Origin of the sequence: Actinomadura rubrisoli (assembly GCF_004349215.1) — a bacterium.
Lineage (GTDB): Bacteria > Actinomycetota > Actinomycetes > Streptosporangiales > Streptosporangiaceae > Spirillospora > Spirillospora rubrisoli.
Genome location: NZ_SMKU01000043.1, coordinates 26515 through 40824, shown reverse-complemented (window position 1 = coordinate 40824; position 14310 = coordinate 26515). Strand labels below are relative to the sequence as shown.

The following is a 14310-nucleotide window of genomic DNA, read 5'->3' as shown; positions in this document are numbered from 1 at the left end:
CGCCTGCGCAGGCACCCGGCCGCCGGGGGACGGCCGGGTGCCTGCGCAGGCGGTTCTGGACGGTCGTTCCCGGCCGGGGGCCCGGCTGCGAACGCCTGCGCCATGCCGCCGGACTCCTGGAATCCGCCCTGGGAGGCTTGGCGTTCCAGGCGGTCGAGGCGCGCGAACAGTGAGGACTCGTCCTCGTACGCCGCGGGCAGCAGGATCCGCGCGCAGATCAGCTCCAGCAGCAGCCGCGGGGACGTGGCGCCGCGCATCTCGGTGAGCCCGGTGTGCAGCAGGTCGGCGGCGCGCGTGAGCTCCCCCGGACCGAGCGAGGACGCCTGGCGGCGCATCTGCTCCAGCTCGTCCGACGGGACGTTCAGCAGCCCGGACCCGCCGGCCTCCGGCACGTTCGACAGAATCACCAGGTCGCGGACGCGTTCCAGCAGGTCGGCGGTGAAGCGGCGCGGGTCCTGGCCGCTCTCGACCACGCGGTCGATCGCCGCGAAGACGGCCGCGCCGTCACGGGCCGCGAACGCCGCGATGACCTCGTCCAGCAGCGCCGAGTCGGTGTAGCCGAGCAGCGAGACGGCCCGCGCGTAGGTGATGCCCTGCTCGTCGGACCCGGCGAGCATCTGGTCGAGGATCGACAGCGTGTCGCGGGCGGAGCCGGCGCCCGCCCGCACCGCCAGCGGCAGGGCGGAAGCCTCATAAGGGACGTTCTCGGCCTGAAGGATCTCCTCGACGAGGTCTTGCAGGACACTGGGCGGGATCAACCGGAACGGATAGTGGTGGGTCCGGGACCGGATCGTCCCGATGACCTTCTCGGGCTCGGTGGTCGCGAACACGAACTTCAGGTGCGGCGGCGGCTCCTCGACGAGCTTGAGCAGCGCGTTGAAGCCCTCGCGGGTCACCATGTGCGCCTCGTCGATGATGTACACCTTGAAGCGCGCCGAGACCGGGGCGAAGAACGCGCGCTCGCGCAGGTCGCGGGCATCGTCCACGCCACCGTGCGAGGCCGCGTCGATCTCGATGACATCGATGTGCCCGCTGCCCGCCGGCCCGAGCGCGACGCAGGAGTCGCACTTGCCGCACGGGTCGGGCGTCGGCCCCTCCTCGCAGTTCAGCGAGCGGGCCAGGATGCGGGCGCTGGAGGTCTTGCCACAGCCGCGCGGACCGCTGAACAGGTACGCGTGGTTGATCCGGCCGTTGCGCAGCGCCTGCTGGAGGGGCTCGGCGACGTGCTCCTGCCCCTTGAGCTCGGCGAACGTCGCTGGCCGGTACTTGCGGTACAGAGCCAGACTCATCGGGGGTCCGCCCTCCCTCGAGAAGCAGAGCGTCAGAAGCGAAAAGGACCCCCCGCACACCCGCCAGAGCCCGCTTATCCTTGCTGCCTTCCGGCCCTGGGGAGGTTCACAGGGTGACGCCGTGCGAGGGGTCTGCCCAAAGTCTATGGCATACGCGGTCGAGGGTTGGCACGGTTGCCCGCGTTAGGCTCGCCGCATGCCCGCTCCCCGGCACGAGACGCTCCTGCACATCGCCGAACGGCACCACTGGGAATCCGCCCGGGACGCCGGTGTGTCGTACACCATGTCGACGCTCGGCCGGACGCTGGACGAAGAGGGCTTCATCCACTGCTCGTCCGACACGGCGCAGGTGGAGGGCGTACTCGACCGCTTCTACACGGGCGTCGACCGGACGACCTTGGCCCTGCTGGTCATCGACACAGGCCGTCTGGACGCGCCCGTCCGCTACGAGCCCGCCGGAGACGAGCTGTTCCCCCACGTCTACGGCCCCATCCCGATCCCCGCCGTTATTGAGGTCCGCCCGGTCCCCGAGACCCGGTAGGCTTTCCGGTGGAGGATTCGCCTAGTGGCCTAGGGCGCACGCTTGGAAAGCGTGTTGCGTGCAAGCGCTCGCGAGTTCGAATCTCGCATCCTCCGCCAGACGGAGAGGGCGGCGTCCTTGGGGTGCCGCCCTCAGTGCTTGGGGTTGGTCCTTGCCGAGGAGCGCCTCCGCCAGAGTCTGGACGACCTGACACGAGACCACCGCACGCCTCGAACCCGTCGACCCGTCGGAGTGCGACGCGGCGGCCGCACCCCGTGGGTCGACGGACGCGCTCACCGTCCTGCGCGGCGCTCCCCCTGCGGCTCCCTGAGCCGAGGGTTCAGGACGGGGTATCCGTCTTGATGATGCCGACGAAGGTGCGCCACTCATTCAGATCGAAGGTGAGCATCGGGCCGGCGGTGTCTTTGGAGTCCCGGACCGCGACGACGGACCTGGCCGCCGCCACCTCGACGCAGTTGCCCTTGCCGTTACTGCGGGCGCTCTTGCGCCATGCCACGTGAGACCAACCAGATGTCGGCATCCTGCACCCCTCTCGCTTCCCGGCTCGGTGAAGCCGGACTCGAAAATGCTTCGGACGCTTGGACCACAATCGGCGCCCAAGGGAGAGGGAGCAGGTAGACCACGACAGGACCGGCGTTCGGGGAAACTGGCCCGGCACCGGGACGCGCTATCCCCCTGAAAGCACGGCGGACATGGCGATGGCGGGACATATCGGTCCTCGACCGTTGTCAGCGTCCCTCAGTCGTGTTCTATCCCGCACCTGCCCATAAGGCAAGACTTCTCGGGCGGATTAAGCGGCGGCCGTTGGCATTGCGGGGGTACGGTAATGTGCGGCGCAGCTGATCTTTTGTTCGTCGGCGCCGGGGGAATACGGGGGTTCCGGCCTTGTGGACCGAGCCATCGGGCGGACGGGGCGGACAGGCCGGGGGCACGCCGGAGGACGTCTGGGTCGAGTCGGCGCGAGATCAGGCCGGGGCCGGTTCCGGCCGGGCCGAGCAGGCCCCGGGCCGCCGCGTCCAGTGCCGCGCTGAATCCGCGCCGTTCTCATGGACAAGCGCGAAACGGCCATCGCAGCCATGAGGTTGACCGCCCTCCGTAAACTACTACGAAGTCGTGGACGAGTGGCGCGAGCAGTTCCTCCCCATGACGTGCAACGTCGACAAAGGTAGGTGGTGGAGCTCTTCTAGAGAATTCAATGGCGACTACGCCTGAGGACAAGAATCGCACAGTCTTCGACAGGCTTCTCCAGACAGCCGCGAGGCGGTCAGGGCGAGGTATTTAAGTTCTACCTTCATGGTTGGCACCTGCGTCCGGCGGTGCTCGGCTATCCGCACCCCTGGTGACCGACGTCGTCTACGTTGAGCTGCGTAACAGCAGCGTGTACATCGAGGACGAAGCGGAGCTCCACAAGCACGAGCTCGCCTCCAACGATCTATACAATCGGCCCCCGTCACTCGATGTGAAACCTACTTCCGTTGGAGATCGTGAAGCCTTCATCGATGGCATCGAATACAGGTTCCCGCTCCAGGAGCGATCCGCCGACCATGTTTCGGCGGCTCGGGGCATGTCGGCGGACGGCCCGTCCCGGCGGCGGCCGCACATGCCGGCGCAGGTGCTAACTCACGACATCTCCGAGCAGCGACGTTAGTGGTTTACCAGCCGGGATGAGTCAGGTGACCCGATCAGTTGCGCCGCTTCTCTGGCCCCATCCGACGCCGTAGACTCATGGCGTGATCTTCAAGGCGGTGGGCGAAGGAAGGCCCTATCCCGAGCACGGCCTCTCGTCCCGGGACTGGGCCAAGATCCCGCCTCGCCAGGTCCGCCTCGACCAGCTCGTCAGCACGAAGCGGGAGCTGGACCTCCAGTCGCTCCTCGCCAAGGACTCCACGTTCTACGGCGACCTGTTCCCCCACGTCGTCCAGTGGAAGGGCGAGCTCTACCTGGAGGACGGCCTGCACCGCGCCCTCCGCGCCGCGCTGCACCAGCGGCTCGTCCTGCACGCCCGCGTCCTGGACCTCGACGCCGTGGACATGAACGGCTGACCTTCGGCGCCGTGAAGGGCGGCTCTCAGCGGGCCCTGGCGGATTCGGGGGCGGCGAGGTCCTCGCGCTCGATCGGCTGCTCGAACCGGCCCTCCGGACGGGCAGGGCCGAGCCGGACGAACCCCGGACGCGCGGCCAGCAGGCCGAAGACCAGCTCCGGGACGACCAGCGCGAGCAGCAGGACGAGCGACACGTCCCAGCCGCCCGTGGCGCTGTGCAGGACACCGACGGCGAGCGGACCGAACCCGGCGAGGATATAGCCCCCGGTCTGCGCCATACCGGACAGGCGCGCGGCGGCCGACGGGCTCGGTGAACGCAGGCTCAGCAGCGTGTAGGCCAGCGGGAACGCGCTGCCCGTCCCGAGGCCGAGAGTCAGCACCCACACCCAGCCCGCCGCAGGCGCGAGGAGCAGGCCGCCGATACCGACCACCATGGTGACGGCGACCGCGGCGACGACCCCGCGCTGGTCACGCAGCCGGGCGGCGAACACCGGGACGAAGAAGCCCAGCGGAATGCCGACGATCAGCATGGTCGAGACCATCATCCCGGCGGTCGCGGGCGCGTACCCGGCGTCCCGCATGATCTCCGGTAGCCACGACAGCAGGACGTAGAACATCAGCGAGGCCAGGCCCATGAACACCGAGACGTACCAGGCCACGGAGGAACGGAGCAGCGAACCCTCGTCCTTCGGGACGGCGGTCGGCGGGGCCGTGGCGGGGACAGGCGCCTGGCGGCGGCCGCGCAGGGCCAGCGGCCCCCACACGAGCGCGGCGATCAGCGACGGGACGGCCCACACGGCCAGGGCCAGCCGCCAGCCGCCCGCGTCGTCCAGGGGAACGGCGAGACCGGCCGCGACGGCGCCGCTGGCGGCCATGAGCATCATCGCCAGACCCGTCAGCGAGCCGAGCCGGTCCGGGAAGACCCGCTTGATGACCGCGGGCATGAGAACGTTGCCCATCGCGATCCCGGCACCCGCGAGGATCGTTCCAAAGAACAGCGCCGGACGGACCGGGACGATCCGCACCACGATCCCCAGCGTGATCAGCACGAGGGACCCGGCGATGGCGACCTCCGTGCCGAGCCGCCGCGCGATCACCGGGGCCAGCGAGGCGAACGCGCCCAGGCACAGCACCGGAAGCGTGGTCAGGACGCTCACCTGCACTCCGGACAGCCCGAGCGCGTCCCGCAGATCGCCGAGCACCGGCGAGACCCCGGTGATGGCGGCCCGCAGGTTGATCGTCAGCAGTACCAGGCCGACGAACGACCAGACGGCCGTGGCGCGGGAGACACGCGGAGCGGAGGACATTGCCGAGGAGTTCATTTCACCCTTCGTCATGCGCCATCACGGCGCGTCGTATCGGATATAGATCTTCAAACCGGCACCCGGCACTCGTCCCAAGTACCGGCCCCAAGTACCGGCCTCTGCCTGGGTGGTAGACCAGTCACGCGAAGACGGCCCGAGCCGGCCCGCCGGGCGGGAGTTGGCGACCCGGCCATGACCGGCACTCTCCTTTCACCGCGGCCCCTTGGTCGCCGTCTATGTGGGCCACTCGCATACCTCGGCCGGACCCGCCCCTGTCATGAGCGACGCGATGACAACGACGAGCCGGAAGGCACTGCGTGGCCAGAACCTGTTCAGGTTGGGCCGGCCGTCGCGCGAGCGCGGGCCCTGACCGGTGAGGCAAGGCCGAAGGCGAGCCTCACCGGGAAGATCGCGAAGCGATGCGCGTCTCGCACAAGCACGGTCAGGAGGCGAGCCGCCAGGCGAGGCCCTGGGCCGGGATTGCAAGGAACACAGCCGCCAGGCGAGCCCCTGGGCGCGAGCGCATCTGCGCTTGCGGCCGGGCACGGTCAAGGCGGCGAGTTGCTGGGGAAGCCGCCCTGCGCCGGGATTGAATTGAATACGACGATGATTTGGTCGAGGCAGGCGTGGGTGGCTAGGGCGGCGGCTGTCGCGTCGCCGGCTTCGATGGCGGCGGCGATGGGGGCGTGGGGGACGGCGGCGTGTTCCAGGAGGGCGCCGGCGGCGCCGATGCTCGCTCTCAGTGCGGCGCTGAAGTCGTGGTAGAGGTCGGTGAGCACCTGGTTGTGGGTGGCCTCGACGACGGTGATGTGGAAGGCGAGGTCGGCTTCGACGAAGGCGGTGCGGTCGCCCTCGGCCAGCACCGCGTTCCGGTGTTCGAGGGCCTCGGCGATCGCCGCGACGTCGGAGGCGGTGCGGCGCCTCGCGGCGAGTCTGGCCGCCTCCACCTCCAGGCCGCGCCTGACTTCGAGGATCTCGATGAGCTCGGCCGTCTCCAGCCGCCGCCGGACGGCGCTGGACAGCTCGCTCGTGGCGCGGACGTAGGTGCCGTCGCCCTGACGGCTGTCGAGGATCCCGGCGTGCGTGAGAGCCCGGACGGCCTCGCGGACGGTGTTGCGGCCGACCCCCAGGGTCTCCGAGAGGACGGGTTCCGGGGGGATCTTCGCGCCGACCGGCCAGACCCCTGCGGTGATCTCGCTCCTGAGCTGGTCGATCACCTGGTCGACCAGCGACGACCGGCGAGCGGTGCGCAGAGTCAAGCTTCCCCCTTGGGCTACGGGCCGGGACATAACGTCCGGTCAGCCAATCATCCCATGTCTGGACGGTACGACAAGCCGGGGTGTGGTTTTATTCCACACCCCGGGCTGTCAGACGCGGCCGAGGTCGCAGTTCGCTTCTTGCGCTCGCGCGGCGCGCAGGCCGGCGGCCTCCAGCGCCTGGCGGTAGGCGGTCGCCGCGCTGTCGCTGTCTTGGACGAGCTCGAAGAGCTCGCCCAGTTCGCGGTAGAGATGGGCTGCGGGGCGTCCGGCGGGCAAGGTGCACAGTTGCTCCGACGCCGCACGCAGGACGACCTGGGCCGCCGCGAGGTCCCCCTGCGCGACCCGGGCTCGGGCCAGGACGAGACGGGCCAGGACGGACTTCTGAGTACGTGCGGCCAGGTCGTTGCCCGGATGCGGCGTCACGGGATGGGTGCCGGTCGGGTCCGCGAGGGCCATCCCGGTGTCGAGGAACTGTTCCAGTTCGCCGATCGCCTCTTCCAGCTCACTGGTCAGCACCAGCGCGCGCGCCCTGGCGATGGTGCTCTCAGTGGCTTCGGCCCCTACAAGGACGGACGTCTCCTTGAGCAGTTCCAGGGCCTCCTGCGCGGCCTGGTGGGATCCTTCGACGCGCGGCCGTTCGGCGCCTGGCGCGCCGGTGGCGGTGAACTCGCCGGACGCGGGCACCGCGCCGACGGTTCCGCCCGGCAGCGGGGACGGGGTGGCCTCCGAGAACGGCATGACGCCCCTGAGCAGCGCCTTGGCGGCCGCAAGGTGCAGGCGTGCGCGTCCCTGTACCGGTGTGGTGTCTGTACGAGCTGCCAGGGCCTGGTCGGCGAAGTACAGCGAATCGCCGATCGTGCCCTCGTCCAGCGCGCGCATGCTCGCGCGCTGGTAGGCGATGGACGTGGACTCCGCCTCGCCGGACTCGTCCGGGAACAGCAGGCGCCGTCCGATCTCGTGGGCGCGGACGGGGTCGGAGCGATCCACATAGGCGAGCAGCAGGACGCGGCCTACCTCGGTGTGCTCCTGGCCGACGCCGAGCCCGAGCCGCCGCAACCGCTCCAGGGCGCGCTCACCGAGGGCGATGGCCTGGCCGAGGTCGCCGACGGAGTGGTAGCAGCGGGCGAGCGCGATCACCGGCGGCAGCCAGCTGGCCCGTCCCGGGTCGCGTTCGGCCTGCTCGCGCAGTTCCTCGAAGAGCGCGATCGCGTGGTCCGTCCTGCCGAGTTCCTCCAGAGCGCGGGCGCGGCCCCAGCGGGCGCGCGCCGTCAGGTCGGGATCGTCGCTGCGGGCGATCACCTCGTCGAAGCCCGCCTCGGCCGTCGCGGGGTCGCCGCCCAGCAGCGCGAGGTGGGCATGGCGCTCCCGGACCTCAAGATGGGCGCGCTGCTCCGGCTCCACTCCCTCGGCCAAGTACTCCGGGGTGCAGCCGAGGCGCTCGGCCAGCATGCGCAGAACGGTCGGCGTCGGAGTCCGCTTGCCGGACTCGATCAATGAGATGTAGCTGTCAGAAAGGTCGTGACCGGCGAGCTGTGCCTGCGACAAGCGTCTGGTCAGCCGCAGGTTGCGGACACGTTCGCCGACGTTGCCTGGACCCGGCATGTGGACTCACTTAGCGGAAGTAAACAGGCGGCTGGGGTGCCGACATGATTGCACATTGCGGGTAATCGCACATCGAGAGTAATGAAGCGGCCTGCCCGTCCCCCCCTACGACCGGTGGTACGAACGCCGCAAAACACCCGTTCGGGCGGCCCCTGGCCCGTTCCCCGCGGCCTGGCCGCCGTCCGGACGCTGCTCCCATCGTCCTGGACGGGCCGGCGGGCCGCCGGTTCTGCCGGCGATCGCGACGCCTGTCGTCTCCGACCGTATCCGACGTTCCGCGCAAGATCGCCGAAACCCAGATTTTGGCCCCCTGTCCCCATGCCGTGTCCCTACCCCGCGCAAGGGCGTCCTGACCTCGTCCGACGCCGTTATCGGGCCCGCGCGTGACGGCTTGCTCCGGTGTCGCCGCGGCCTCGTCCGGTGGCGTGTCGGCTTCGCCGGGTAGCGTCACGGTCTCGTCCAGTGTCGCCGCGACGCCGCTTCGCACCTGTCTCCCGCCGGTCCGCGTCAGTCGTCCGCGGAAGGGTTCTTGTTCGGGAAGATCATTTCGCAGACTTCCAGATACAGCTGCTCGGGGTAGGGGAGGTACTCGACGGTCGAGAGCGCCTGGTCCTGGCCGGCGGATTCCAGGACGAACTCGCCGTAGCCGAGCATCCGGCCGGCGATCGTCCGCTTGAAGCTCATGTCGGTGACCTTGGCCAGCGGCATCATCGCGACCTTGCGGGTGATGAGGCCCGTGGTCAGCAGCATGCGCTGGTTGGTGATCACGAAGTAGTCGACGGACCACTCGGCGACACGCCAGACGAACCAGGCCAGCAGGATCAGCCATCCCCACCAGATCCACGAGACGACCGTGGCCATGTTGCTCAGCACGCCCGCGACGATCAGGCCGCCGAGGACGAGCCCGACCGGCACCATCAGCACGGCAGGGTGCCGCCGCACGGTGATGACCTGGTTCTCGTGCGGCAGCAGGTACTTGTTCACCGACGCCGGTGCCGAGTCGCCGGGGGTGACGAGTCTCATCCCGGCCTCAGGACCCGAGCGCGTCGACGAAGGCGGTCAGGGAGCCCGCGGCGGAGGCCAGCCCGTCGGCCGCGCCACCGGCGGCATCGCCGACCAGCCGGACGGCCCCGTCCGGCTGCGTGATGACATAGAACGCCACGAAGGCCGCGGCGATCCACGTCCTGTACTTCCTGGCGGCCCACGTCATGTACTTCCTGGCGGGCACGTCTGCCTCCCGGAGCGTCGTCCCACAGACCCCGGTTCAGTCTCGCACAGCCCACACCACCGGCAAAGCACGGCTCATGGCGCGTTGTCGAGAGAGGAGCGCCGCGCCTGGCGCCGCTTTTCGGCCGCCACGACGGCGAGCACCTCCAGATGCCTGCGCGCGATCCGCTCGACGAGATCGGGCGGCGCCGACCCCGTGACCTCTTCGGCTCCGTACCGTGCCGCGGACACGCACCTGGACACCGTCTCGGATGCGTGCACCCCGTCGAACTCCTCGATGAGCCGCTCGCCGATCGCGGCGTAGCGCGGCAGGTCCCCGTCCCCTTGGTGAGCCATCTTGTGTCCTCGAACTCGCTCGCACCGTCCGGTCCGAAACGGTCCCCTGTGCCGGGACGGTGGAGGGGAACGCGCACTGACGTTCCGTAGCGGGTTATTACCCCTTGCCACTTGGAACGAACATCTAGCGCTTAGTCACGCCCCGGCCCCTCGTCTGAGGGTCCCAGGGGCGGCGAAGACGGGTCAGACGACGCCGTAGAGGCGGTCTCCGGCGTCGCCCAGGCCCGGCATGATGAAGCCCTGCTCGTTGAGATGCGAGTCGATCGCGGCCGTGACGACCCGGATCGGTGCCGTGATGTCCTCGAACGCCCGCTCCAAGTACTTCAGGCCCTCGGGCGCGGCGAGCAGGCAGAGGGCGGTGACGTCATCGGCGCCGCGGTCGAACAGCAGCCTGATGGCCGCCGCGAGCGTCCCGCCCGTCGCGAGCATGGGGTCCAGGACGTAGCACTGCCGGCCGGACAGGTCGTCCGGGAGCCGCGTCGCGTACGTCTGGGCTTGCAGGGTGCCCTCGTCCCGGATCATGCCGAGGAAGCCGACCTCGGCGGTGGGCAGCAGCCGCGTCATGCCGTCCAGCATCCCGAGGCCCGCGCGCAGGATCGGCACGACCAGCGGCTTGGGACTCGCCAACTGGACTCCCTGGGCCGGGACCAGCGGAGTCTGCACCGTGGCCTCGGCGACGCGGACATCGCGGGTCGCCTCGTACGCCAGGAGGGTGACCAGTTCGTCGGCGAGACGCCGGAACGTGGGCGAATCGGTGCGCACGTCCCGCAGCGTGGTGAGCTTGTGCGCCACGAGCGGATGGTCGACGGCGAGGGTCTGCATGCGCTCACGGTAGCCCACCAGGTAGGGCGCGCCAGTCCCGTGGGAACCAGGATAGGACGGCGCTGAGCTGGGCAGTATGGCGGTATGAGCAGCGAGAGCGATGGGCAGCCCATAGTGCCGGAGCGGGCCCGCGAGTCCGCACCGGACCCCCCTGAACGGACGGTGACCGAAGTCACAGCCGGCCTGGACGCCGAGCCGTGCCCCGCACCGCACCGGGACGTCTCCCCCGAGGAGGTCCGCGAGCATCTCAGGCGCCGGGCGATCTTCCTCCGCGAGCTGGCCGAGGCCCGTGAGCTGCGCCGTCGGGTGACGCCGCACCGCTCGCGACGCGCGCGGATCCACGCGGCGCTGCGCCGCCGGACGTTCCGTATCAATTGACGCTGATCCAGTAGGTTCGTGTCGCGGGCGTCGAAAACGGCGCTGACTCCCCACCTCACACACGGGTATGGCGCCGAGTTTGACGGTGGGGCGCGCGAGGGCGCGCCGCATCTGCGACCATGCCCTGGCAGGAACCGCGCCGGTGGGGTGGAAATGACGGATGTGGACGCGACGGACTTCGCCGTCGTGGTGTACCGGGAAGACGACCGCTGGGAGGCCGAGATCCTCCCCGTGGCGCTGACCGGCGACCTGGCAGGGCTCATCCATGCCCTGCGCCAGCAGCCGAGCCTCGGCGGCACGGTCGGCCTCGTCTCGGTGGGCGACGACTTCTTCGTCGCGATCCGGCTGCTCGGCGACGAGGTCATGCTGTTCCTGTCGGACGTCACGGCCTCGGTCGACTGGCCGCTCGCCGGCCAGGTCCTCGACTACCTGGACATCCCCATCCCCGAGGACGAGGAACTCGACCAGGTCCTCCCGGTCGGCGACATGTCGATCTTCACGGACCTGGGCCTGGACGAGATGGAGCTCGGTGCCATCTCCGGCGACCTTGAGCTGTATCCCGACGAGATGCTCCTCAGCATCGCCGGCCGTCTCGGCTTCGCCCCCGCCTTCGAACGCGCCCTCGACGCCGTCGGCTGACCCTCCTTTCGAGCCGCTGACCGCGTCAGCGGCGGCGCGGGAAGCCGTTGCGCAGGGCGTAGGCGTTGAGCTCGGCCCAGTCGTCCCCGGTGTGGGAGTGCTCGGGATCCAGGCAGCCGAGGCTGATCGGACGCCGGACGGTGTAGCGCGGCGCGTTCACATCGATCGGGGACGCGAAGTCGAGCACCTCGGCGATGTTGCGGGCGGCGGCGTCACGGACCGTCAGCGGCGCGAGGCCCCAGCGCCACTCGATCGCCTTCAGAATCGAGGTGTGGTCGTACACCTCGTGCGCGATGGCGCCGCGGCGCGCCCGGGGCGAGATCAGCAGGCACGGGACGCGGAAACCGCGCAGCCCGGTGTCGAGGTCGGGACGCGGGTCGGGCCCGACGGGCGGCGGGACGTGGTCGTAGAACCCGCCCCACTCGTCGTAGTTGATCACTAGGAGGGTGCGCTCCCAGTTGGGCGAGTCGACGACCGCCGTGTAGACCTCGTTGAGGAACGCCTGGCCGAAGCGGATGTCGGCGAGCGGATGCTCGTCCTCCGACATACCGGGCAGGAACAGCTCCCCGAGGAAGCCCGGCTCGACGAAGCTGACCGCGGGCAGGCGTCCGTTGCGGGCGTCGGTGCGGAACTCCTGGATGTTCCGGCTGATGTCGAGGTGCTTGACGCCCCACAGCGCCGTGAACGGGACGTCGCTGAAGTAGTAGCGGGCCGGGACGCCCTTGGCCTTCAGCCGGTCCCAGATGGTGGTGAGCTCCGAGATCGCGAAGGTGTTGGAGATCCGGTCGGTCTGCGCGGCGTGCTGGAAGATCCGGTTGGGGAACGTGGACGACATGACGGCCGGGAAGTAACGGTCGCAGACCGTCCAGTCACGTGCCGCGTGCCCGTGGAAGCCGAGGTCGGGACCCTTGAAGTAGCCGATGGAGAACACGTCGTTCTGTCCGGCGCGGAGCCATCCGTCGCATTTGCCGCCGTTGAACTCGGTGCGTCCGCCCGCGTAGGAGTGATCGGGGTCGTGGAAGCCGCAGCCGTGCGGGACCTTCAGATGGTGGGTGGCGTACTCGATGCCCTGCGCGTCGGTGAAGGAGAGGCCCTCCTGGCGCCCGTCGGCACCGGGCAGCCAGCCCAGGTAGTGGTCGAACGAGCGGTTCTCCATCATGACGACGACGATGTGGTCGATCCCGGACTCGCGGGGATCGGGAAGCGGCCCGACCGGCGCCCGCGCCGCGACGGCGCCCTCCCCCGCCTCAGCGCCGCCGCCCGCCGCGACCACCGCCGCGACGCCCGCGGTCCCCGCCAGGAACCCGCGCCGGGTCAGTTCCTCGCCGCCCATGGCTCTCCTCCCGCCTGCCGATGGGGCAGTATCACGACTCCTGCGACACGAGCGGAAGAACGGCACTCAACGGACGAAGGGCATAACCCGAAATATCTTCATGACCGAAAGCCCCGCACGGACGGAAAAGCGGTGGCCGGAGTCCCCCGCCGACCTGGGGAGGATGTCAAAATGGGCGGGTGTCGTACTTCGCCGCCGTCTTCGCGCGGACCCCGCAGGGCTGGGTCGGCGCCGAGGCCGCGCTCGCCGAGGCCGAGGGCGTGGACGACGTCGCCGACCTGATGCGCGAGGCGGCCGTCGAGTCCTACGGCGACCCGGTGGTGCTGCTCATCGAGCAGGACGACGACTGGTTCGCCGTCCTGCGCCTGGACGGGGAGGACGAGCCCCGCGCGTACGTGTCGACCGTCCGCGAAGACGGGCTCGGCTCTCTGTTCACCCAGCTCATCGGGGAGGTCCCGGACGGGGACGCCGCCGGCGACCCGGCCCTGCTGGAGGACCTCGGCCTCGACGCCGAGCAGCTCGGCGACCTCGGCGAACGGGCCCTGCCCGCCGACGCCCTCCTCACGGTCGCCGAGCACGCCGGCTTCGGCGAGGAATTCGACCGCCTCCGTGACTGAGGACACCCCCCGCACAACTCCGCGCCCACCGGCGGGGGGTCGCAACCCGAAAGCACAGCCACCAATCGAACTCAGCGACGACGCGCAACCCCAGCCGCCCTCCGACAACAACGCGAAGACGCAGCCACTTGTGAAGGACGGCGCCAACGCGGAGACGCAGCCACCACCCGCAGACGGAGATGACGCGCAAGCGCGGGGCAACGACGCGAAGACGCAGCCACAGGTGGAGGACGGCGCCAGCGCGCAGACTCAGCCACCATTCGCGAGCGGAGAGGACGCGGAAGCAGAACCGTCCTCCAAGGGTGACGACGCGGGGGTTCGCGGGGCGTTTGAGGACGTGTTCGTTCCAGCTATGCGGCGGGCGCTGGAGGAGGCGCGGAGGGCCTTCGACGTCGGTGAGGTTCCGGTCGGCGCCGTCGTGCTGGACGGTTCCGGCGAGCTCATCGGTGCCGGGCACAACGACCGGGAGCGCACCGCCGACCCGACCGGGCATGCCGAGATGGTCGCGATGCGGGACGCCGCGTCAACGCTGGGCGCTTGGCGGCTCTCCGGCTGCACCCTGGTCGTCACCTTGGAACCGTGCACGATGTGCGCGGGAGCGTCGGTGCAGGCGCGCGTGGGACGGGTCGTGTACGGCGCCGTCGACCTCAAGGGAGGCGCCGTCGGTTCGCTCTGGGACGTCGTCCGTGACCGCCGTCTCAACCACCGGCCGGAGGTCGTCGCCGGGGTGATGGCCGACGAGTGCGCCGCGCTGCTCACCGAGTTCTTCGCGCGCCGCAGAGTCGGGTAGGCTTCCCCGCGGTGGTGTCGCCTAGTGGACGAGGGCGCACGCCTCGAAAGCGTGTGAAGTGCAAGCTTCCGTGGGTTCGAATCCCACCACCACCGCCACCGAAAGGGCCGAGACCTGGACCAGGTCGCGGCC

17 protein-coding genes, 2 tRNA genes and 1 other RNA gene are annotated in these 14310 nt (G+C 70.0%); 9 read left to right on the top strand and 11 right to left on the bottom strand.

The annotated features are described in order from the left end of the window. Together E1298_RS11745 and ffs are read right to left on the bottom strand one after the other, a co-directional pair. Positions 1 to 1289, bottom strand: a 1289-nt coding sequence (locus E1298_RS11745; protein WP_131892264.1) for a DNA polymerase III subunit gamma and tau, incomplete at its 3' end; no start/stop codon positions are given. 40 nt (positions 1290 to 1329) lie between these two features. Next, an RNA gene (ffs, locus tag E1298_RS11740) (signal recognition particle sRNA small type) lies at positions 1330 to 1425 on the bottom strand. A 60-nt stretch (positions 1426 to 1485) separates the two neighbouring features. On the opposite strand from ffs, the gene E1298_RS11735 reads away from it, so the two are divergent. Beyond that, a complete protein-coding gene (locus E1298_RS11735) occupies positions 1486 to 1830 on the top strand; it encodes a DUF952 domain-containing protein (protein ID WP_131892262.1) in 345 nt (114 codons plus the stop codon). A gap of 10 nt (positions 1831 to 1840) precedes the next feature. Next, positions 1841 to 1928, top strand: a tRNA-Ser gene (locus tag E1298_RS11730). A gap of 221 nt (positions 1929 to 2149) precedes the next feature. Here the strand turns inward: E1298_RS11730 and E1298_RS11725 are convergent. After that, positions 2150 to 2326 (bottom strand): DUF397 domain-containing protein, encoded by a 177-nt coding sequence (locus E1298_RS11725; RefSeq protein ID WP_341770620.1) that lies wholly within the window; start codon positions 2324 to 2326, stop codon positions 2150 to 2152. A gap of 843 nt (positions 2327 to 3169) precedes the next feature. On the opposite strand from E1298_RS11725, the gene E1298_RS11720 reads away from it, so the two are divergent. Together E1298_RS11720 and E1298_RS11715 are read left to right on the top strand one after the other, a co-directional pair. Next, complete coding sequence (locus E1298_RS11720) at positions 3170 to 3478, top strand: hypothetical protein (RefSeq protein ID WP_131892258.1); 309 nt, start codon at positions 3170 to 3172, stop codon at positions 3476 to 3478. Between the two features lie 82 nt (positions 3479 to 3560). Beyond that, complete coding sequence (locus E1298_RS11715) at positions 3561 to 3872, top strand: type II toxin-antitoxin system VapB family antitoxin (RefSeq protein ID WP_131892256.1); 312 nt, start codon at positions 3561 to 3563, stop codon at positions 3870 to 3872. A gap of 25 nt (positions 3873 to 3897) precedes the next feature. Here the strand turns inward: E1298_RS11715 and E1298_RS11710 are convergent, their stop codons facing one another. The 7 genes from E1298_RS11710 to upp all read right to left on the bottom strand — a co-directional run bounded on the left by E1298_RS11710 (position 3898) and on the right by upp (position 10421). After that, a complete protein-coding gene (locus tag E1298_RS11710) occupies positions 3898 to 5193 on the bottom strand; it encodes a CynX/NimT family MFS transporter (protein ID WP_243725528.1) in 1296 nt (431 codons plus the stop codon). A gap of 530 nt (positions 5194 to 5723) precedes the next feature. Then, complete coding sequence (locus E1298_RS11705) at positions 5724 to 6434, bottom strand: FadR/GntR family transcriptional regulator (protein WP_131892252.1); 711 nt, start codon at positions 6432 to 6434, stop codon at positions 5724 to 5726. 108 nt (positions 6435 to 6542) lie between these two features. Continuing rightward, the gene (locus E1298_RS11700; RefSeq protein ID WP_131892250.1) at positions 6543 to 8036 is read right to left on the bottom strand and encodes a helix-turn-helix domain-containing protein; all 1494 of its coding nucleotides are present in this window, start codon (positions 8034 to 8036) and stop codon (positions 6543 to 6545) included. A gap of 507 nt (positions 8037 to 8543) precedes the next feature. Then, the gene (locus E1298_RS11695) at positions 8544 to 9059 is read right to left on the bottom strand and encodes a PH domain-containing protein (RefSeq protein ID WP_131892248.1); all 516 of its coding nucleotides are present in this window, start codon (positions 9057 to 9059) and stop codon (positions 8544 to 8546) included. Positions 9060 to 9066: 7 nt separating this feature from the next. Continuing rightward, on the bottom strand, positions 9067 to 9264 hold the full coding sequence (locus tag E1298_RS11690) for a hypothetical protein (RefSeq protein WP_243725527.1): 198 nt from the start codon (positions 9262 to 9264) through the stop codon (positions 9067 to 9069). A gap of 74 nt (positions 9265 to 9338) precedes the next feature. After that, positions 9339 to 9599, bottom strand: a complete 261-nt coding sequence (locus tag E1298_RS11685) for a hypothetical protein (RefSeq protein ID WP_131892246.1) — start codon at positions 9597 to 9599, stop codon at positions 9339 to 9341. 183 nt (positions 9600 to 9782) lie between these two features. Then, positions 9783 to 10421 (bottom strand): uracil phosphoribosyltransferase, encoded by a 639-nt coding sequence (gene upp, locus E1298_RS11680; RefSeq protein ID WP_131892244.1) that lies wholly within the window; start codon positions 10419 to 10421, stop codon positions 9783 to 9785. 84 nt (positions 10422 to 10505) lie between these two features. On the opposite strand from upp, the gene E1298_RS11675 reads away from it, so the two are divergent. Both E1298_RS11675 and E1298_RS11670 read left to right on the top strand, forming a co-directional pair. Next, positions 10506 to 10799, top strand: coding sequence for a hypothetical protein (locus tag E1298_RS11675; protein ID WP_165975424.1), 294 nt, complete (start codon positions 10506 to 10508; stop codon positions 10797 to 10799). Between the two features lie 153 nt (positions 10800 to 10952). Then, a complete protein-coding gene (locus tag E1298_RS11670) occupies positions 10953 to 11438 on the top strand; it encodes a tRNA adenosine deaminase-associated protein (protein ID WP_131892242.1) in 486 nt (161 codons plus the stop codon). A gap of 25 nt (positions 11439 to 11463) precedes the next feature. Here E1298_RS11670 and E1298_RS11665 read toward each other — a convergent pair whose 3' ends face one another. Next, positions 11464 to 12771: an alkaline phosphatase family protein gene (locus E1298_RS11665; RefSeq protein WP_131892240.1), complete on the bottom strand. Its 1308-nt coding sequence runs from the start codon at positions 12769 to 12771 to the stop codon at positions 11464 to 11466. 179 nt (positions 12772 to 12950) lie between these two features. On the opposite strand from E1298_RS11665, the gene E1298_RS11660 reads away from it, so the two are divergent. The 3 genes from E1298_RS11660 to E1298_RS11650 all read left to right on the top strand — a co-directional run bounded on the left by E1298_RS11660 (position 12951) and on the right by E1298_RS11650 (position 14276). Then, positions 12951 to 13388, top strand: coding sequence for a tRNA adenosine deaminase-associated protein (locus tag E1298_RS11660; RefSeq protein WP_131892238.1), 438 nt, complete (start codon positions 12951 to 12953; stop codon positions 13386 to 13388). 352 nt (positions 13389 to 13740) lie between these two features. Next, positions 13741 to 14178, top strand: a complete 438-nt coding sequence (gene tadA, locus E1298_RS11655) for a tRNA adenosine(34) deaminase TadA (RefSeq protein WP_131892280.1) — start codon at positions 13741 to 13743, stop codon at positions 14176 to 14178. A gap of 10 nt (positions 14179 to 14188) precedes the next feature. After that, positions 14189 to 14276, top strand: a tRNA-Ser gene (locus E1298_RS11650). Positions 14277 to 14310: the final 34 nt, after the last annotated feature.

Coding starts and splice junctions, on each gene's coding strand:
- upp (WP_131892244.1), bottom strand. CDS start 10,421: ATGCAGACCCTCGCCGTCGACCATCCGCTCGTGGCGCACAAGCTCACC.
- tadA (WP_131892280.1), top strand. CDS start 13,741: ATGCGGCGGGCGCTGGAGGAGGCGCGGAGGGCCTTCGACGTCGGTGAG.
- E1298_RS11710 (WP_243725528.1), bottom strand. CDS start 5,193: ATGAACTCCTCGGCAATGTCCTCCGCTCCGCGTGTCTCCCGCGCCACG.
- E1298_RS11700 (WP_131892250.1), bottom strand. CDS start 8,036: ATGCCGGGTCCAGGCAACGTCGGCGAACGTGTCCGCAACCTGCGGCTG.
- E1298_RS11675 (WP_165975424.1), top strand. CDS start 10,506: ATGAGCAGCGAGAGCGATGGGCAGCCCATAGTGCCGGAGCGGGCCCGC.
- E1298_RS11695 (WP_131892248.1), bottom strand. CDS start 9,059: ATGAGACTCGTCACCCCCGGCGACTCGGCACCGGCGTCGGTGAACAAG.
- E1298_RS11735 (WP_131892262.1), top strand. CDS start 1,486: ATGCCCGCTCCCCGGCACGAGACGCTCCTGCACATCGCCGAACGGCAC.
- E1298_RS11665 (WP_131892240.1), bottom strand. CDS start 12,771: ATGGGCGGCGAGGAACTGACCCGGCGCGGGTTCCTGGCGGGGACCGCG.
- E1298_RS11670 (WP_131892242.1), top strand. CDS start 10,953: ATGACGGATGTGGACGCGACGGACTTCGCCGTCGTGGTGTACCGGGAA.
- E1298_RS11685 (WP_131892246.1), bottom strand. CDS start 9,599: ATGGCTCACCAAGGGGACGGGGACCTGCCGCGCTACGCCGCGATCGGC.